Annotated in this window: 14 protein-coding genes and 1 pseudogene; 5 read left to right on the forward strand and 10 right to left on the reverse strand. The window is 63.1% G+C overall.

The features are described from left to right. Window position 1: 1 nt before the first annotated feature. Entirely contained in the window at window positions 2-796 is a 795-nt protein-coding gene (locus ANI01nite_RS02945; protein WP_141355894.1) for a carbon-nitrogen hydrolase family protein, read from the reverse strand. Between the two features lie 75 nt (window positions 797-871). Beyond that, complete coding sequence (locus tag ANI01nite_RS02950) at window positions 872-1,900, reverse strand: aldo/keto reductase (RefSeq protein ID WP_141355896.1); 1,029 nt, start codon at window positions 1,898-1,900, stop codon at window positions 872-874. Window positions 1,901-2,095: 195 nt separating this feature from the next. Between ANI01nite_RS02950 and ANI01nite_RS02955 the strand changes: the two genes are divergently transcribed. Continuing rightward, window positions 2,096-2,692 carry a TetR family transcriptional regulator gene (locus tag ANI01nite_RS02955; protein WP_141355898.1) on the forward strand — a complete coding sequence of 199 codons (597 nt, stop codon included), beginning with the start codon at window positions 2,096-2,098 and terminating at the stop codon, window positions 2,690-2,692. Between the two features lie 188 nt (window positions 2,693-2,880). Here ANI01nite_RS02955 and ANI01nite_RS02960 read toward each other — a convergent pair. The 5 genes and pseudogenes from ANI01nite_RS02960 to mdlC form a co-directional block, all read right to left on the reverse strand. Next, window positions 2,881-4,413, reverse strand: a pseudogene (locus tag ANI01nite_RS02960) (cation:dicarboxylate symporter family transporter). A 330-nt stretch (window positions 4,414-4,743) separates the two neighbouring features. After that, window positions 4,744-5,676, reverse strand: a complete 933-nt coding sequence (locus ANI01nite_RS02965) for a ketopantoate reductase family protein (protein WP_141355900.1) — start codon at window positions 5,674-5,676, stop codon at window positions 4,744-4,746. 56 nt (window positions 5,677-5,732) lie between these two features. Beyond that, a complete protein-coding gene (locus ANI01nite_RS02970; protein ID WP_141355902.1) occupies window positions 5,733-7,211 on the reverse strand; it encodes an aldehyde dehydrogenase family protein in 1,479 nt (492 codons plus the stop codon). 66 nt (window positions 7,212-7,277) lie between these two features. Further along, window positions 7,278-8,645: an MFS transporter gene (locus ANI01nite_RS02975; RefSeq protein WP_141355904.1), complete on the reverse strand. Its 1,368-nt coding sequence runs from the start codon at window positions 8,643-8,645 to the stop codon at window positions 7,278-7,280. A gap of 64 nt (window positions 8,646-8,709) precedes the next feature. Continuing rightward, a complete protein-coding gene (mdlC, locus tag ANI01nite_RS02980; RefSeq protein ID WP_255314367.1) occupies window positions 8,710-10,377 on the reverse strand; it encodes a benzoylformate decarboxylase in 1,668 nt (555 codons plus the stop codon). A gap of 113 nt (window positions 10,378-10,490) precedes the next feature. On the opposite strand from mdlC, the gene ANI01nite_RS02985 reads away from it, so the two are divergent. Continuing rightward, on the forward strand, window positions 10,491-11,387 hold the full coding sequence (locus tag ANI01nite_RS02985; RefSeq protein ID WP_141355906.1) for a LysR family transcriptional regulator: 897 nt from the start codon (window positions 10,491-10,493) through the stop codon (window positions 11,385-11,387). On the opposite strand, the gene ANI01nite_RS02990 is transcribed toward ANI01nite_RS02985, so the two are convergent. Then, on the reverse strand, window positions 11,380-12,267 hold the full coding sequence (locus tag ANI01nite_RS02990) for a helix-turn-helix transcriptional regulator (RefSeq protein WP_141355908.1): 888 nt from the start codon (window positions 12,265-12,267) through the stop codon (window positions 11,380-11,382). The two genes, ANI01nite_RS02985 and ANI01nite_RS02990, sit on opposite strands and share 8 nt — an antisense overlap. A gap of 191 nt (window positions 12,268-12,458) precedes the next feature. Between ANI01nite_RS02990 and ANI01nite_RS02995 the strand changes: the two genes are divergently transcribed. Next, window positions 12,459-13,499 (forward strand): carbon-nitrogen hydrolase family protein, encoded by a 1,041-nt coding sequence (locus tag ANI01nite_RS02995; RefSeq protein ID WP_141355910.1) that lies wholly within the window; start codon window positions 12,459-12,461, stop codon window positions 13,497-13,499. Window positions 13,500-13,616: 117 nt separating this feature from the next. Further along, on the forward strand, window positions 13,617-14,441 hold the full coding sequence (locus ANI01nite_RS03000; protein WP_141355912.1) for a hypothetical protein: 825 nt from the start codon (window positions 13,617-13,619) through the stop codon (window positions 14,439-14,441). A gap of 399 nt (window positions 14,442-14,840) precedes the next feature. Here ANI01nite_RS03000 and ANI01nite_RS03005 read toward each other — a convergent pair whose 3' ends face one another. Together ANI01nite_RS03005 and ANI01nite_RS03010 are read right to left on the reverse strand one after the other, a co-directional pair. Beyond that, window positions 14,841-15,407 (reverse strand): type II toxin-antitoxin system RelE family toxin, encoded by a 567-nt coding sequence (locus ANI01nite_RS03005; protein WP_141355914.1) that lies wholly within the window; start codon window positions 15,405-15,407, stop codon window positions 14,841-14,843. Further along, window positions 15,404-15,712 (reverse strand): type II toxin-antitoxin system Phd/YefM family antitoxin, encoded by a 309-nt coding sequence (locus tag ANI01nite_RS03010; protein WP_174787664.1) that lies wholly within the window; start codon window positions 15,710-15,712, stop codon window positions 15,404-15,406. Before ANI01nite_RS03010 ends, ANI01nite_RS03005 begins: the two co-directional genes overlap by 4 nt. Window positions 15,713-16,127: 415 nt before the next feature. Here ANI01nite_RS03010 and ANI01nite_RS03015 point away from each other — a divergent pair, with 415 nt between their 5' ends. Next, window positions 16,128-17,981 carry an ABC transporter ATP-binding protein gene (locus tag ANI01nite_RS03015; protein ID WP_141355916.1) on the forward strand — a complete coding sequence of 618 codons (1,854 nt, stop codon included), beginning with the start codon at window positions 16,128-16,130 and terminating at the stop codon, window positions 17,979-17,981. The last annotated feature ends 11 nt before the right edge of the window (window positions 17,982-17,992 follow it).

The raw sequence follows: 17,992 nt of genomic DNA on the forward strand, positions 1-17,992 counted from the left end.
GCTACAGGTCGACCTCGTTGGCCAGCACCGGCAGCTGCTTGCGCGCGACCTCGACCTGGTCGAGATCCAGGTCCACGACCAGCAGCTCGGGCTCCGCACCGGCCCGGGCAATGATCCGCCCCAGCGGATCCACCACGAGCGAGTGGCCGACGCCTAAAGGCGCCGTGCCGGTGACCGTGCGGCCAACACTTTGCGGATCAGCCTGGTCCACCGCCACCACGAAGGTCGTCGAATCCAGGGCACGGGCCTGAGCCAGGGTGGTCCACTGCTCGGCCTTCCCTTCGCCCTGGCCCCACGAAGCGCTGACAATGCAGATCGCCGCGCCAGCCTGCGCATGGCGGGTGAACAAGCGCGGGAACCGCAGGTCATAGCAGGTGGCCAACCCGATGATCGTGCCCTCATGCTTGAACTGCACCGGGGACTGACCGGGCGTCACCGAATCCGACTCCGCATAGCCGAAGGCATCATAGAGATGGATCTTGTCGTAGTGGGTATCAATCCCGTCGCCGGCGACCAGCAAGGTGTTGCGTACCCGTCCGCCCTCGCCGGGGGTGAACATGCCCGCGGCGATGGTGATGCCGATCTCCCGCGCCTGCTGGCGAATCAGCGTAGCCCAGGGGCCATCCAGAGCCTGCGCGTATTTGGCGAGATCATGGCCGAAAGACACCTGCATCGCCTCGGGAAAGACCACCAGCGTTGCCCCCGCCTCCTTCGCCTGGCGGGCATGATCGCGCACCGTCACCAGATTGCGCTGGGGATCAGCGGTGCTCAGCACCTGCGCCAAAGCGATTCTCATGGGATAGTCCTTTCCTGTGGCGAACGGGTGGCGATGCGCTACGCTCACGACTCTACGCAGTAGCGATCAGCGAAGCTACATCTGGGCCATCTGGACCTCTTCGCGGCCCTTGGACACCGACATCACGTCCTTCTGGCGCTCGCCGTCCACTTGGGCGGCCAAGGCATCCAGTGCCGACAGGGATTCCGCGGACAAGCGGACATCCAGTGCCTGCAGGTTGTCATCGAAGTGCGCGCTGAAGCGGGTCCCCGGAATCGGCGAGACGGCCACATCGAATACGCGGGCCTTTTCATAGACCCAGGCCAGCGATGCTTGGGCGGTGGAGATGTTCTCGCGTTCGGCCACATCATTGATGACTTGGCGCAGCAGCTGGTTGTGCTCCATGCGGGATGCCTCGAAGCGCGGGAAGTTGCGGCGGATGTCCCCGGCCTCCAGCTGTTCCAGTGAATCCACTTCTCCGGTGAAGTATCCGCGGCCCAGCGACGCGTAGGTCACCAGGCCCACGCCCAGGTCGCTGGCGGTGGGCAGCAGCCAGCGCTCGATGTCGCGGCTGAAAATTGAGTACTCCATCTGGATCGCGGAAATCGGATGCACGGCATGGGCTCGGCGCAACTCTTGGGAGGTCACCTCGGATAATCCGATGTGCCGGATTTTCCCCGTTTCGACCAGCTCCTTGTAGGCGCCGACCGTCTCCTCAATCGGGACCCGGGAATCCACGCGATGGTAGTAGTACAGGTCCACGTGGTCCACGCCGAGGCGCTGCAGGCTCTCGTCCATGCATTTCTTGATGAAGGCGGGGTCGCCGTTGGCGCGTGGATCTCCCGGGTTCTTCGGGCGGACGATACCCGCCTTGGTTGCCAGCGTGACTTCGTCCCGTCGGGTTTTCAGCACCTGGGACAGCAGGGCTTCGTTGTGCCCATCGCCGTAGATGTTGGCGGTATCCAGGAACGTCACGCCGCGATCAATGACGTGGTTCAGGGTGCGCAAGGATTCGGCATCGTCGGCCGCGCCGTAGGGACCGCTCAGCGACATGCAGCCAAAACCCTGCGCCGTGGTTTCCAGCCCTTGGCCAAGGTCGATGCGGTTTGGAATCTGCTGTGCCATGCTTGTCCTCATCCATAGTCGGTTTTTTCTGTACCCGAGCCTAGCGAAGCGGAAACGGCATGGCCCCATGTTCGAGGAAATATTGAGCCCCGTGAACCGATTCCGCTGCGACACGCCCTTCAAGATCTCTTGTTGACTTGCATAAAGAGACTGAGTCTCGCTTTCGTGAATTGATCTCAGAGTAAAATTCTTGCCATGGGCAGCGTGGTTCGCGATCGAGTTCGTGAGAAGATGAAAGCCGAGTTGGCGGAACAGGCCTATGCCGTGTTCGCTGAACGAGGAGTGGAGAGCGTCACCGTCCAGCAGGCAGCCCAAGCCATCGGAATTTCCCGCGCGACGTTCTTCCGCTACTTCTCCTCGAAAGAGGATGCGGTAGTTACAGCGCTGCGTTCCATGACCGGGCACTTCTCCGGCATGCCCAGCTCCGTGTCCTCGCATCCAGGAGAAAGCTTGCTCGAGCTCCTGCGCCGCAGCTTTGAGTCGGCAGTGGAGTTCGCTGAAAAGGATCCGGCGACAATGATCAGCCGCATTGAATTGATCAGGAGCACCCCTGCGTTGCGGGCCAGCTGGCAGGAATCGCTGCGTGAGCAGCAGGTGGCGCTGGCCCAGGCGCTCTTGCCGTTCTGCACGAACCAGCGACTGGCTGAAACCGCCGCCTTTCTGGGCTTGTCCCTGTACGACCATGCGCTGGACCGCTGGGTTGGCAGCACCGGCAGCACGTTGCGCGAGATCCTTGACGAGGCTTTCGACTTCGCCGCCATGATCGATGACAATTGGGCGGTCGGACGCTAGCAGGACCAGGACCAATGGCGTGATCGTGGCTACGGATTCCGGATGGAGCACCATCCAGCGAAGACCGCCATCAGGCGAGTGCGGCTGCTGGAGCATGGAACGGCCGGGTGCACTGGAGTATTTCCAGTGCACCCGGCCGCTCTGTGCTCAGGCTCCCCGCAGTTGCCCTGCTTGGCAATGTAGCTGCCTCAACTGCGCGCTTCTGCGCGTTCGTCATCGGGGTGGATATTCTGCGTGGCCGCAGCCGCTTCGGCTTCAGTCGCGGGCTTCATATCGAATTTGGACAGGGCATCCGGGGAGGGGCCGCCGCCGAACTTCGGTGAAGGCTGGCCGCCTTGGGCGATGCGTTCGGCCTCGATGGTTTCCCATTCCTCATCGCGTCCGAGCATGCAGGCCGAGTCCTCATTGGTGATTTCGCCGGCGAAAGCACGCTTCATCGCCTCTCGGTCGAACTGCCCTTCCCATTTGGCAACCACGAAGGTTGCTACGCAGTCGCCCAGCAGGGTCACGGTGACGCGCATCGAATCCATGATGCGGTCTGCGCCCAGCAGCAGGGCCACGCCGGCCACCGGGAAGATGCCCAGGGCGGCGGCAGTCGCCGACAAAGCCAGGAACGAGGATCCGGGGACGCCTGCCATGCCCTTGGAGGTCAGCAGCAGGATGCCCAGCGCGGCGAGCTGCTGGCCGAAGGTGAGGTTGTGCCCGAACGCCTGGGCCAGGAACAGAAGCGAGATGGACAAGTAGATGGCTGCGCCATCGAGGTTGAAGGAATATCCGGTCGGAACCACCAGACCGGTGGTGGCACGGGAGCATCCGGCATCGGTCAGTTTGGCCATGATCCTCGGCATCACGGATTCTGTCGATGCGGTGCCCAAGGCCAGCAGGAATTCCTCACGGGTGTACTTGATGAACTGCCAGAGCGGAACCCGGGCAAATCCCCAGGCGACCAGGAAGATGATGCCGATGAACAGCAGGGCTGCGGCGTAGCAGGCAAGAATCAATTTTGCGTAGGTGCCCAGTGTCTCAATGCCGTATTGGCCGATGATGAAACCCATGGCGCCGAAGGCACCCAGGGGTGCAACGCGCATGACCCAGCTCATGAACTTGAAAATCAGTTCCAGGATGTTCTCGAACGCCGCGAGCAGCGGTGCACAGCGTTCTTGGCCGACCACGACGATGGCCGCGCCGAAGAAGACCGAGAAGAACAGCACCTGCAGCAGGTTGTTTTCGGCGAAGTCGCCGATCACGCTGACTGGAATGATTCACAGGATGAAGTCGGCCGCGCCCTTGGCCTCCCCGGATTTCTCCTCGATGGCGCCGGTGTCGAGAGTTGACGGGTCGATGCTCAATCCGGCACCTGGCTGGGAGACATTGGCAATGATCAGGCCGAAGACCAGGGTGAAGACCGTGGCGCAGGTGAAGTCGAGCAAGGCCTTGACGCCGACGCGTCCCACTGCCTTGACGTCACCCACCGCTGCGATGCCCGTCACGATCACCAGGAAGATCAGCGGGGCGATGGTCATCTTGATCAGCATGATGAATCCGTTGCTCAACGGGCGCAATTCGGATCCAATCTTCGGCAAGAAGTGGCCGATCAAGACGCCGGAGACGATTGCAACGCCAAGCTGGAAGAACAAAGAAGTATAGAAAGGCCTCTTGGGGTTGGTTCCGCGACTCGGAAGTCGTCTGCGGGTTTGATTTCCATGGCTGCTCCTGAGGATTGGCTCGCTCCGAGATATGTGCCTGGGGCTTGAATGGTGTCAACTGTAGGCCACGTCACAGTATTCAGCAATGCAAAAAGATAATTTCGAAATACGGAATAGTATCGTTCTGGATCATGGAATGGCCAGGGATTTCATGCGGTCTACCCGGCGGTGATTGTTGAGTATGCCGACCTGGTCACGAGGCATTCGACCGGCAAATTCGGAATCCCGGTGGAGTCTCGCTGCAGCAAGTGCGGACTTCGTCGGGTGCAGGAACCATTAGGCCCAGCCATCATTCCCGAGGGGCAAGTTGGCTGGGCCTATTGGTTGCGTTCGAAATCCCGGGCTTCAGGAAGCCAGAGCCGCATCCTTCTTCGGGAGCTCGGTGACCGTGCGCATCAACTGGCATAGTGTGTCCAGGACGGGCGTGGCAATGCCTAGGCTGCGTCCGAGGTCCGCGACGGCGCCTCCGATGAAATCGACTTCGGTGGCTCGGCCTGCCTCGCGGTCCAGCAGCATGGAAGTCTTGTGCTCCATGTGATGCTCGAATGCATTGGACAGTGCCTCCGTGACATGTTCGACACTGATGCGGACCCCCTGCGCCTGGGCGACCAGATTGCACTCCTCGACGATTTGTTCCACGATCTGGCGGGCCGTGGTCGAGGCGCCGATGCCGCCAACCGTCAGGCCGGTGACTCCCGAAAGGGTATTGAGCGCGGAATTGAAGGTTACCTTTTCCCAGATGGGGACAAGTACCTGATGTTCCTGGACGGCATTCAAGCCCGCCTGGCTGAAAACGCTGGCAACCTCGCGGCCGGCATCCTCGGCCCAGATGGAGCCCATGCGCACCGTACCTCGCGTGGATGTGCCGATGATCCCTGGTTCCCGCGGGTCAGCAGGAAAGTCGGTGACTCCGGCCAGGGTGCGATGCTTGCCGAAGACCTCTGCCAGGGTTTCGGCATGTCCCAGCCCGTTTTGCAGGGTCAGGCCCAGCGTCGCGGGGCCGACAAGGTGGCGCACCGATTCTACGGCGGACCGGGTATGCAGGCCCTTCGTGAAGATGATGATGAGCTCGAACGGCTCGGTGGCATCCTGCGCACGCATGATGGTCACCGGCACGTGCTCGCTTCCCAGTTCGTCAACCAGCGTGATTCCCTTGGAACGCAGCACGTCGATGGTGCCTTGCTGGGTGTCGAAAAAGACCACTTGGTTGCCGGCAAGCTGAAGCCTTGCTCCGAAGAGCTGCCCCATGGCACCCGAGCCCACGATCGCAATCTTCATGTCATGTATCCCTTCTTGGTCGTGAGTGACCCGTCTCCGAGACCGGAGGCCACTTGTCAGATCCGCTTGACGCCGATGGTGTGGTCGGTGGTGAATTCCTCGATGACCCATTCGCCGTTGAATCGGCCCAGACCGGAATTGCGCTCGGCGCCGAAGGCAATGTGGGCCTCGTCCTGGACGGTCATCTCATTGACGTAGCTCATGCCAGCCTTGATGCGCTGTGCGAAGGCCACGCCGCGCTCAAGGTTTTGTGTGAACACCGAGGAGGAGAGCCCAAAAACGTGGTCATTAGCCAGTTCCAGGGCATGTTCTTCGGAGTCGGCCTTCAAAACGGCGACCATCGGTCCAAAGATCTCCTCGCGGGCGATGTCCATGTCCGGGGTGACATCCGCGAAGACATGCGGCGGCACCATGCGATTGTCGATCTCGCCGCTGACCACTGCTGTGGCACCCGCGCGCAACGCCTCGTCGACCTTGGCTTGCAGCCCCGCCGCCTGGGTGTCATTAACTACCGGCCCGACCAAGGTGCCCTCGGCCGATGGATCGCCGAAGGGCACCTGCCGGGCCGCAGCGGTGAACTTCTGGACGAAGGCGTCGTAGACCGGGGCCTGGACGATAATGCGGTTGGTCGACATGCAGATCTGACCCGAGTGCAGGAACGCACCGGTGATGGCCTGTTCCACAGCGTTGTGCAGATCTGCGTCATCCAGGATGACCATCGGGGCATTGCCACCGAGTTCCAGTGCAACCTTCTTCAGGTGCTCGCCGCTGGTCGCTACCTGGGCCACATGCTGGCCCACCGGGGTGGACCCGGTGAAGGAAATCAGCCGGGGGACCCGGTGTGCGACGAAGTCGTCGCCGATCTCCGAACCGGAACCGACGAGCACAGACAGCACGCCTGCGGGCAAGCCGGCTTCTTCGAAGACGCGTGCCAGCAGCAGACCACCGGTGATCGGGGTATCGGAGGCCGGCTTGAGAACTACAGCGTTGCCCAGGGCCAGCGCCGGAGCCACTGATCGCTGGGAGAGGTGTAGCGGGAAGTTCCACGGGCTGATTACGCCAATCACGCCCACCGGCTTCTTGTAGACGCGGGTCTCGCGGCCCGGGGTGTTAGACGGCATGATGGTGCCATGAACACGGGTCGGGAAGGAGGCCGACTCCATGGTGATGCCCGCGGCCAGGGAGACCTCGATGTTGGCTTTCAGCAAGGTCGAGCCGGCTTCGGCGACCAGCCAGTGCACGATCTCCTCGCGCCGCTCCTCGAGGATCTCGGCCGCGCGGCGGATGATTCCGGCGCGTTCGGCCGGGCTGGTGGAAGCCCAGGCTGCCTGGGCATCCTCGGCGGACGTGTAGGCTTCCTCCAGGTCCTCGACACTGGCCTGCGCGATGACGGCCACTGTCGAGTCATCGAAGGGGTTGATGTCTGTCAGCACGCGGGACGAACGGCCCTGGCGCCATTGCCCGGCGATGAACTGGTTCTGGAGGTCCTGGCCCGCAAAGGTGGCTTCGGCCTGTCCGGCGGCGGTGGTGGTCATGGTGGTTTCTCCTTTAATCGGATCCGTCACGGACGGATTGCATGTTCGGGTATGAACGAAAAGTTGCTAGTCGGCGACCGGTGAGCCCAGCGGGACGGGATCCTGCTGGTCGGCCCCGGTGGCCGCCTGGCGGGCGGAATTGCTGCGGTTCATCCGGACCAGGGCGATGGCCAGAGCGCCGATGACGCCGGGGACCGCGATGGCTAGAAGGTTCTGCTGGAAGCTCAGCGTCAGGCCCAAGAGGGCGCCACCGAGAATTGGGCCGCTGATAGCGCCGATGCGCCCGATGCCGGCGGCCCAGCCGATGCCGGTGGAACGCACCAGCGACGGGTAGTACTCCACGGCCAGGGCGTGGATCACGGCCAGTGTGCCCACGGTAGTGCCGCCGGCCACGACGAGCAGGGTATTGAGCACGAAGGGGTCCGGGTTGAATCCCAGGCAGGCCAGGGAGATCGCGGCCAGCAGCAGGTAGGCAAGGATGACCTGCTTGATGCCCCACCGGTCGGCCAGCCAACCGGCCGCGATGGCTCCGACCAGTCCGCCGATATTCAGCAGCACCAGCTTGCCTAGCCCGGAGCTGACCGGATAGCCAGCGGTGGACATGAGCGTGGGCAGCCAGGTGTTCAACCCGTAGCTCAGCAGCATGGTCATGGCAAAGACGACCCAGATCAGCACGGTGTTGACGGCGTTGCCGTGGCGGAAAATCTCGCTGATTGGGGCCTTGGGCGTCTCGGCCTGTTCCACGGAGGTGACTTGCGACGGATCCACGTCCGGAGCGATGGCGCGCACGACTGCCTCGAATTCAGCACGGCGATGGCCCTGGCGTGCCAGGAATTCCGGGGATTCGGGCAGCAGCTTGAACATCAACGGCACCAGCAGGATCGAGGCGGTGGCCAGGAAGAAGACGCTGCGCCAGCCGAAGGCCGGAATCATCACCATGGCCAGCAGGCCGGCGATGATGCCGCCCAGCGAGTACAGGCTGCAGACCAGGCAGACGAGCAGGGCCTTGGAGCGGCGGGGCGCATATTCGCCAACCAATGCGATGAAGTTCGGGGCCAGTGCGCCGATGGCCACGCCGACCAGAGTGCGGAAGATGACCAGCGACCAGAAGCCTACAGACAGCGCGCAGCCCAGCGACGCGAGCGCCGAACCGATCAGGCAGGCGATCAGCACCGGGCGGCGGCCAAAGCGGTCTGCCAGCGGGGCGATGAACATGCCGCCGATGAGCATGCCGACCAAGGCTGCCGAGCCGAGCCAGCCGGCATGGACGGTGGTCATGTCCCAGTCCTGCATCAGCTTTCCGACCACGGATCCGTAGGAGATCATGTCGTAGCCGTCGACGATCATCAGCAGGGAACAAAGCAGGACGACCCGCAGGTGCGCGGGGGTGAATTTCGCGGTGTCGACAACGCGATTAATCGGGGTGGTGCTCATGGGATACTCCAAAGTCACTCGTGGCGATAAACAGGGGAAAGGGACACGGGCTGCGCCCGGACAGCTACTGCGGGGTGGTAAGCGAGGTGGCGACCTCGATCAGGTGCGGTCGTCCGCTGCTGGCGGCCCGGGACAGGCTGTCGATGAACGCCTTTTCGGAGGCGACGGTGGTGGCGGTGACGCCGTAGCCACGGGCCAGGGCAGCGAAGTCGATGCCGTCCACGTCCATGCCCGGGGCGTCCTCGACCTGCAGGAGGTCGGCGAACCAGCGCAGGGCGCCGTAGGTGCCGTTCTTCAGGATGATGAAGGTGACCGGGACGTTGTAGTGCGCTGCTGTCCACAGTGCGGTGATGCCGTAGTTGGCCGAGCCGTCGCCGATCACGGCGATGACCGGGCGCTGAGGCATGGCCATCTGGACTCCAACTGCGGCCGGCATTCCGAAGCCCAGGCCGCCGGAGGCGGGCCAGAAGTATGAGGAAGGCAGGCGCAGGTCCATCTGGTCCCAGAAGGCTTCGTTGGTCGAGGTGGATTCCACCACGTACGCAGTGTTCCCGGGAGCGTTCTCGCGCAGCAGCTCGAAGACCTTGGCCGGGTGGAAGATGCCGTCCTGGGCCTGCGGCGCCGGGGTGCTCTCGCGCCAGCTGCCGGAGCGGGAGTTGGGGCGTGCGGCGACGTTGCCGGATAGCGCCGCGAGCGCGCCGGCCACGTCTGCCACGATCGCCTCGCCGAAGGGCGCCCGGGTGGCGGCACCGGTTTCCTCGGTGATCTGCACCAGCTCGACGCCGTCGGCGAGGTATTGGCCGGGCGAGTGCTGGTGGTAGCGGAAGACCGGGGCGCCGAGGACCAGCACCAGGTCGTAGTCCTTGAGCCGCTCGCTGACCCCGGCGATGGCTGCCGGGAGTACACCGCGGAACTGGCCATGGCGGTTCGGGAAGGGCAGGCGGTAAGGCGACGGAGCCACCCACACGTCCGCGTTGAGACGTTCGGCCAGGATTCGGGCGTCATCCGAGGCGTTCACGGTATCCACCGCCGAGCCCAGAACGAGGGCCACGCGGTCGGCTCGATCGAGTCGACGCACCAGGCGGTCCAGCTGCTCTTGCGACAGGGAGCGGGCCTCGGTGACGCTCCGGGCGAGCAGGTGCCGGTCGTTCGGGGAGGAAGGCTGGTCCCAATCATCATAGGGAACCGACAGGTAGACCGGGCCCTTGGTTCCGGTGGTTGCCTCCCAGACTGCCTGGCCGAAGGCGCGTGGAACATCGGCGGCACATGCGGGTTCCATGCTCCAAGAGGTCAGCGGGCGGGTGAGCAAGGCCGCGTCGACGTTGGACAGGAACGACTCCTGCCCGATCGTCTCGCGCACCTGCTGGCCGGCGGTGATGACCAACGGGGTCTGCGAGTACACGGCATTGGTCAGCGCGCCCATGGCATTGCCTGTGCCGGAGGCCGCATGCAGGTTGACCAGGGCCGGCTTGCCCGAGGCCTGGGCAAAGCCGTCGGCCATGCCCACGACGACGCCCTCATGCAGGCCCAGCACGTACTGGACCTCGGCGGGCATGCCCTTCAGGAAGGGCAGCTCGTTGGAGCCGGGGTTCCCGAACACCTTGGTGAGCCCCTGGGCGATCATGAACTCGTGGGTGAACTCGCGGATCGACGTCACGGATTCCGGGGCAGGGCAGACGCGCGAGGGAGCTGTTTCTGCGTGGCGGTCGACTTCATTGGTCAGGGACATCATTGCCTCCGGGATTCTCGTGATGGGCTTGCCGGTATAACCGTAATGACGCAGCTCACACAAAAACCAACGAATAATATCGATAGAATCATAGACAGTTTCTATTGGCGGTGATCATGAACGATTTCGACCTGAACATGGTCAAGACTTTCTGCGTGTTGTACGAGGAACGGGGCGTCACACGAGCGGCCGAGGTGCTGCAGCTGACACAGCCGACGGTCAGCCACACCCTGAAAAACCTGCGACGGCAGTTCCGCGACGAATTGTTCATCCGCTCCGGCCGGTACATGGAACCGACGCATACCGCGGACATGCTGTATCCGCGCCTGAAAGGTGGGCTGACCCAGATTGCGGAGGCCACGGTCAGGTCAATGCCCTTCGCCCCGCAGAACGCGGAGAACGCCTTCACGCTGTGGCTTTCGGATATTGGCGAACTGAGTTTCTTGCCGCCGATCATGCGGGCGTTGAGCCGCCAGGCGCCGAAAGTCCGCCTGGATGTCGAGCCGCTGGAGGTTTCCCGGGTGGCCGACGCTCTGGTCCGCGGCGACGCGGATGCTGCCATCCTCAGCCCGCTGATCTCCACTGACCGGCTGGAACGCACGATCGTGCGCCAGGATGAATACGTGGTCATCGCCTCTGCGGATCATCCGCGCGTCCAGTGTACGTTGAGCACCGAGCAATACGCCCGCGAATCGCATATACGGATGACCTCGGAGGTGGGGCACGACATCCCGGAGATCCTCGCGGACCGGGCCGGACTGAAACGCCGCGATGTCCTGAGGATCTCGCGCTTCGCCGCGCTGCCGACGGTGGTCCACGAAACCGAGGCGCTTGCCGTGGTGCCGCGCTTGGCCGCCGAGCAGATGATGGAATCATCCAACCTGCAGGTCCTGCCCTTCCCGCTGCCGATCCCGGCCATGGAAGTCTCGCTGTACCACTTGCCGCCCGCCCGGCAGAGCGAGGCCCAGCGCTGGTTCAGCGAGCTGGTGAAGCGGGCGCTGAGCGCTAGGTAGGGTTGTCCGCCCATTGCGTCGGGGTGCAGCCGAATTCGCGGGTGAAGGCGCGAGTGAAGGTGGAGGCATCGCGGAAACCGCAGACCAGCGCGATCGACGCGATGCTCTGGCCCGAGTGCGGGCGCGTCGCGAGCAGCCCGATTGCCTTGTTCATGCGTAGCCTGCGGATCTCCGAACCCGGGGTCTGCCCCGCTGCGGTGAACACCGCGTGCAGCTTGCGGACCGAGACATTGGCCGCTTGTGCCAAGCGCTCCACATTCAACCCTGGATCAGCAAGTTCCTGGAGGATCTTTTGGCGTGCCGCCTCTAGCAGGGCGCGGTCGCTGTCCCAGCCTGAGTGCCCGGCCTGCGCGAAAGCGCGCAGGGCGAAGGTGAGCAGCTCGGAACTGAGCGGCCCCAGGGCCGCCAACCCCTCGACGCCCACCGCATTCTGCGTGGCCATCAAGCCCCGGAGGTATCCGAGGAACGCGGACATCCCCGGCACGGACTGGTCGATCCTCCGTCCGCATAGTTCGGAGACCATCCGGTCCGGAAGGCCCAGAGCCCCGCGCGGGACGCGCACCACGAGCAGCTCCTGGCCGGGGTCCGGCTGGTCGAGCAAGTAGGGGCGATTGCTCTCGTAGATGGCCGCGGTGCCGGGGGACAGGGACGCTTCACGCCCATGCTGCAGCACCGCCCCGGTGGAATGCAGCTGGATTGACATCAGGATGTCGTTGCCCGTGTCCTGACGTGCCAGCCTCTCCGGGCGCTCGATCCTCAACGGGCCGGCGCGCACATGTGACACGCTCACCCCGCCGGAGAGCGCAAGGTTCTCCAAATGCGCGACGAAGCCTGGCTCGTCCGCCGAGCACAGCAGCGGAACGAAAGCCTCGCTGGCCACGCGCTGCCATTCGAAGACGTCGGTGACTGTTGTTCCTGGTATTGCCTACCTCCGGCCCCGCAACCCGATCGATGGACTGCCTCCGTGGCGGAATCTGCAGGAAAAGCCGGTGGCCGTGCAGAAACCGTCAATGCATGAATGCGATCCAGCTCATAGATTTGAATCACTGTCCATCTATCATAGGAGCAACGATGAGCAAGCTGATACGGGTTGCCGCAGTACAAGCCGAGCCGGTGTGGCTCGACATCGACGGGACGACGCAGAAGACGTTGCAGCTGATTTCAGAAGCAGCTTCCGGGGGAGCGGATCTGGTGGCCTTCCCGGAGACCTGGATCCCGGGATACCCGGTGTTCCTCTGGTCCTACCCGGTCTACGAGCAAATGCAGTTCGTGGCCCGCTACCACGCCAATTCCGTGGCGCTGGACGGCCCGCAGGTGGCAGCGATCCGCGATGCCGCCCGCGAGCATTCGATCACCGTTGTTGTGGGCTTCAGCGAGAAGGACGGCGGTTCGCTGTACATGTCCCAGGCTGTGATCGGCCCGGACGGGGGCATCCTGCAACTGCGCCGCAAGCTGAAGCCGACCCACGCCGAACGCACCCTGTTCGGCGAGGGCGACGGCAGCAGCATCAAGGTGGTTCCCACGCCGGTGGGCCGGCTCGGAGCCCTGCAGTGCTTCGAGCATCTGCAGCCGCTGACCAAGTACGCCATGTACGCCCAGAACGAGCAGATCCACGTGGCCGGCTGGCCTTGCCTGGGGATCCTGGGCGACGTCCCTGCCCTGAGCCCGGAGTCGATCATGGCCGCAACCCAGACGTACGCCCTGGAAGGCAGCGCGTTCGTCATCGCCTCCACCCAGATCATGTCCGATGACGGGGCACTGAAATTCCCGACGGCCGAGGGCAAGCCCACCCCGGTGTACACCGGAGGTGGCGGCTTCGCGCGCGTCTACGGCCCGCACTCGGCGATGATCACCGAGCCGTTGGATCCGCAGGTCGAGGGCATCGTCTATGCGGACCTGGACTTGGCCGAGATCGACCTGGCGAAGAACACCGTCGACCCGGCCGGGCACTATGCCCGCCCGGACGTGACGCAGCTGCTCTTCAACGACGCCCCGCGCGACCCGGTCATCCGCACCGGCGCGCAGGCCGAGCCGCGCAACGCCGTCTCGGAGGCGATCGAGGCTGTGGGCACGGAGCCGTCCAAGTCAGAACTGGCCTCCGCCCAGCAGTAGCCCAGCCGAGCGGCTTGCCGCCAGGTCCTGGCTCATCTTAGGTTATTGGATGCAAACGCTTGGAACCGCAAAAACATGCGGATCCAAGCGTTTGCCTGATTGTAGTCTCTGGAGATTGTGGGGAGTCTCCCAGACGGCGACTATGCTGATTTCATGCTTGCCTGCACTCGTGCGATGCTCCCCGCCGCCCGCGCCAACCTCGCCGCAGTGCTCGCCCTGGTCGAGAAAGGCAAGATCCGTTGCAGTGAGTCGACGAGCCGCCCGTCGGCAGCCTCCCAGCGCGCTATCGCCCAGGTGCTTGAGGGCGGGGATTTCTATCCGGACCATGAAATACAGGCCTTCGCGTGGCCGCTGCTGCTGCAAGCCGGCGGGCTCGCCAACGGGCCGAAGCTCGCATTGACCGCTCGCGGACGTGCCGCCAGAACGAAAGATCCAGACGAGGTCCTGCGCGCGCTGTGGGAGCGTTGGGTGGCCAAGGGCATCATCGACGAGCTCGCGCGACTGGAACAAATCAAGGGTCAACGCAGCGCCCATGTGTTATCCGCGCTGGGTACGCGCCGCCGGGCTGCGTCCACGGCTATCGAGTTGCTGGCGGTCGACGAGTTCGTGGAGATCGATAGACTTTTCGATCAGGTGACCGCGGTGGCGCCGTTCACCAGTGCGCGCAAGGAACGGGCTACCTGGAAGTTCTACATTGAGCACCCCCAGTATGGATCGCTGGGCTACGCCGACTCCGACTTCCCTGGCGTGGTGGACCGCCGTTACCTGATGGCCCTGCTCTTCGAGTACGCCGCGACCCTGGGCGTTGTCGATGTGCGCTATGTGCGCCCCGAAGGCGCGCAAGCGGACGTGGAGCGCTTCAACCTGTATGATCCGAATGCACCGATAAGCCGCTATGACGGGCTGCTGCAAGTGCGGGCCACCTTACTTACGCGCGTCTAGCGAGCCTGCATTGGCGTATTGAACTTACGGAAGGTGCACGGCTTGCCTGTACTCGCGAAATTCAGATGAGCCGTCCTCCGGTGTTCTGCGATCGTTCGATTCCCTGTGTCCGGAACGGACATTTGTAGGAGGAGGCATGCCAAAAATTGCTAATGCCGCAGACACGGTTGCGGTATTGGAGACCTCTAATTGCAGAGGAATTGTTGCTTGCTTCGAAAACAGTCGTGATCCAATTTGATTCAGTAAAAGATACAAGTCGTGAACATGATTCGACGCTGACGATGGGTCGTCGCTAATGCCACTATCACTTGTGATCTGTCGGCAGAGCTGGGTATCAGAGTGCTCCACCTAGTTTCTGCATATCCCATTGAAGTTGCTCGAAGCGTGCCAGACGGGGATTCAGCTACCGTTATGTCCGGACCAGTGCTCAATTAGTCTTTGCTGGCCTTGTTGTTCGCTGAGCTCTGAGATTTCCGGATCAGACAAGTGCAGCTGATCTTTCAATGCACTGATCATCCATTCGGGAAGGGGTGATGCGAGGGCTGGCTCGGCCGTTGCCTCAACTGATTCGTAGAGCCGACCCATTTGGATGATGACGTCCTTCAAAGGTCGAATTTTCGGGCTGTTGCCCATGCGTGCAACCCGTGAGGTGAGCTCCTCGTAGACTTCGCCATCTGAACGGGCGCCCACAGCCCAGATTTCCGAGATATCAAGAACGGGTATACCGGAGGCATCCTCGGTGATGCGCCAAACGATGCGCCAATCCCGGTCACCGACAACTAGCTTGCGAAAACCAACCAGGGCTCCAAGCAGTGGTTCACCGGCTTCAGGCGACTGTTCCAGAAGCAGCATTTTCTTGAACACGGCACGGACGATCCGGGGGTCTTTTTTGTGAAGGCGATGCAGGTCGGACACTGCGTCTTCAGTTAGCCGAACAATACACAGCCGGTCTCGAGGCTGACTCACGAATCCCCTGACTTAGCTTCTTTGGCATTTTCTGCCTCCAACTCTGCGCGGTCCAAGTTGAAGAATTCCAAGGCTTGATCGAGGGTCGTGCGTGCACCGCTATCGGTGGCAAAGCGTGCCATAACCAATGCGGCGTCGCGAAGTGTCTCCCGGTCCTGTCGTAGTTGAGCGATTTCCTTGGCTGACACCACTTCGGCCACAACCTTGCCGTGACGCGACAAGACTGTATCGTGGCCTTCTTCAGCGGCCGCCACCAACGCTGAAAGGCCGGAACGGGAAGCTTCGGTGATGCTCATGGTAATCATGCAAAAACTATATAGATTTCTACCTAGATTTTCAATGTCTGCTTAGTTCCCGTTCGGCGGCTTGGGAGCCTCAGCATTTATCAGCACGATGAGCGCAGGCCGGTAATTCATTTCATGTTGGCTAACGGCGATTACAGTTGTTCGTTTAAAGCTTGTCGTTCATGGTCAATAGGCTGCCGGCCTCACACTGAGTTCCTCACTTTCTATACTGAGCACGCCAGCTCATGCACTGAGGGCGGGCTTGGAATTGCCAGGGGCTCCATGCGTGATCTTGCTGCCGCCGGCAAGGAAGTTCTTTCATGCAATCAGACCGGGACGTAAGCTTTGCCTACGTAGAGGCGGGGTCCGCTTACTGAGATCATTGGGTTCAAGCGTCCCACCGATTTAACTCCAGCAGGATTGAGAGCACTCGCTAATGAGCATGGAAAGCGCCGCCTGGCATTCGCTATGGAAGCTGTCGGGAGACAAAGGCAAGGCCTACGCTCCCACCACGCCCAAGCGGGTGCTGAAATTTGCCGCCAGCTACAAGTCCCGCCTGCTGGTCTTCGTCATCTTCTCCATCCTGGCCGCCGTGCTGGCCGTGATCACCCCGGTGCTCGCGGGACGGGTGGTCGACGAGATTGTCGCGCAATCCGGCATCCGCACGATCGTCAACCTGGCGCTGCTCATGGCGGTGATCGCGATTCTGGACGCCGTGGTTTCAGTAGTCGTCCGCTGGTTCTCCTCGCGCCTGGGCGAGGGAATCATCTATGACCTGCGCACCGCGGTCTTCGACCATGTGCAGAAAATGCCGGTGGCGTTCTTCTCCCGCACCCGGACCGGTGCGCTGGTCAGCCGCTTGAACAACGACGTCATCGGCGCGCAGTCAGCCTTCGCCGGAACGCTGTCCGGCCTGGTCTCCAACACCGTGGCGCTGGTGCTCACCGCGGGCGTCATGTTCACCACCTCGTGGCAGGTCACGCTGATCGCGCTGGTGCTGCTGCCGATCTTCCTGCTGCCCGCCCGCCATTTCGGCAAGTCCGTGGCCCTGCTGCGCCGTGAATCCGCGGAGCTGAACGCGACCATGGGCAACCAGATGACCGAGCGATTCTCCGCACCCGGCGCCACCCTGATCAAGCTGTTCGGCCGCCCCAAGGACGAGTCCGAGCAGTTCGCGCTGCGTGCCGGCAAGGTGCGGGATATCGGCGTGAAGATGGCCATGCGCCAGTTCTACTTCGTCGCCGCGCTGACCCTGGTGGCTGCCCTGGCCCTCGCGCTGGTCTACGGACTGGGCGGCATGTATGCGGTGCGCGGCGATCTGGCAGCCGGCGACGTGGTGGTTTTGGGCATGCTGCTCACCCGCCTCTACACGCCGCTGACCGCCTTGGCCAACGCCCGCGTGGAAATCACCAGCGCGCTGGTCAGCTTCGACCGCGTCTTCGAGGTGCTGGACCTTCAGCCGCTGATTGCCGATGCGCCGAATGCCCGCCGGCTTGAGGCCGGCGCAGTGCCGGTGAAATTCAACCACGTGAACTTCTCCTACCCGAGCGCGGACAAAGTTTCGCTGGCTTCGCTGGAAGAAGTCGCAGTGCTTGACACCCGCGGCGGCGAAGAGGTCCTGCACGATATCGACTTCGAGATCCCCGCGGGACAGACCTTTGCGCTGGTCGGGTCATCCGGCGCCGGCAAATCCACCATCGCCTCGCTGCTTGCCCGCCTCTACGACGTGGACTCGGGCAGCATCGAACTAGCCGGCCAGGACATCCGCCAGCTCAAGCTGGACTCGCTGCGCGGGGCGGTCTCCATGGTCACCCAGGACGGGCACCTGTTCCACGAGTCCATCCGCTCCAATCTGGCTTTGGCCCGTCCGGAAGCTACCGATGAGCAGATCTGGGAGGCGCTGGAGCGCGCCCGGCTCAAGCCGGTGATCGCCGCCCTGCCCGATGGACTGGACACCGTGGTGGGGGAGCGCGGCTACCGGCTCTCCGGCGGCGAACGCCAGCGCATGACCATTGCCCGGCTGCTGCTGGCAGCTCCCCAGGTGGTCATCCTGGACGAGGCCACCGCCGCGCTTGACTCGTCGAACGAGGCCGCGGTGCAGGCGGCGCTGGGCGAAGCGCTGGAAAACCGCACCGCGCTGATCATCGCCCACCGCCTGTCGACCATCCGCTCCGCGGACCAGATCCTGGTCGTGGAGGGCGGACGAATTCTCGAGCGCGGCACGCACAGCGAGCTGCTGGCATTGGGCGGTCGCTACAGCGAGCTGCACGCCACCCAGTTCGCGCAGTAGCGCGCCGGTTC

It is taken from the genome of Glutamicibacter nicotianae, from assembly GCF_006539525.1.
Classification (GTDB): domain Bacteria; phylum Actinomycetota; class Actinomycetes; order Actinomycetales; family Micrococcaceae; genus Glutamicibacter; species Glutamicibacter nicotianae.

Coding starts and splice junctions, on each gene's coding strand:
- ANI01nite_RS02945 (WP_141355894.1), bottom strand. CDS start 796: ATGAGAATCGCTTTGGCGCAGGTGCTGAGCACCGCTGATCCCCAGCGC.
- ANI01nite_RS02950 (WP_141355896.1), bottom strand. CDS start 1,900: ATGGCACAGCAGATTCCAAACCGCATCGACCTTGGCCAAGGGCTGGAA.
- ANI01nite_RS02955 (WP_141355898.1), top strand. CDS start 2,096: ATGGGCAGCGTGGTTCGCGATCGAGTTCGTGAGAAGATGAAAGCCGAG.
- ANI01nite_RS02965 (WP_141355900.1), bottom strand. CDS start 5,676: ATGAAGATTGCGATCGTGGGCTCGGGTGCCATGGGGCAGCTCTTCGGA.
- ANI01nite_RS02970 (WP_141355902.1), bottom strand. CDS start 7,211: ATGACCACCACCGCCGCCGGACAGGCCGAAGCCACCTTTGCGGGCCAG.
- ANI01nite_RS02975 (WP_141355904.1), bottom strand. CDS start 8,645: ATGAGCACCACCCCGATTAATCGCGTTGTCGACACCGCGAAATTCACC.
- mdlC (WP_255314367.1), bottom strand. CDS start 10,377: ATGATGTCCCTGACCAATGAAGTCGACCGCCACGCAGAAACAGCTCCC.
- ANI01nite_RS02985 (WP_141355906.1), top strand. CDS start 10,491: ATGAACGATTTCGACCTGAACATGGTCAAGACTTTCTGCGTGTTGTAC.
- ANI01nite_RS02995 (WP_141355910.1), top strand. CDS start 12,459: ATGAGCAAGCTGATACGGGTTGCCGCAGTACAAGCCGAGCCGGTGTGG.
- ANI01nite_RS03010 (WP_174787664.1), bottom strand. CDS start 15,712: ATGATTACCATGAGCATCACCGAAGCTTCCCGTTCCGGCCTTTCAGCG.
- ANI01nite_RS03015 (WP_141355916.1), top strand. CDS start 16,128: ATGAGCATGGAAAGCGCCGCCTGGCATTCGCTATGGAAGCTGTCGGGA.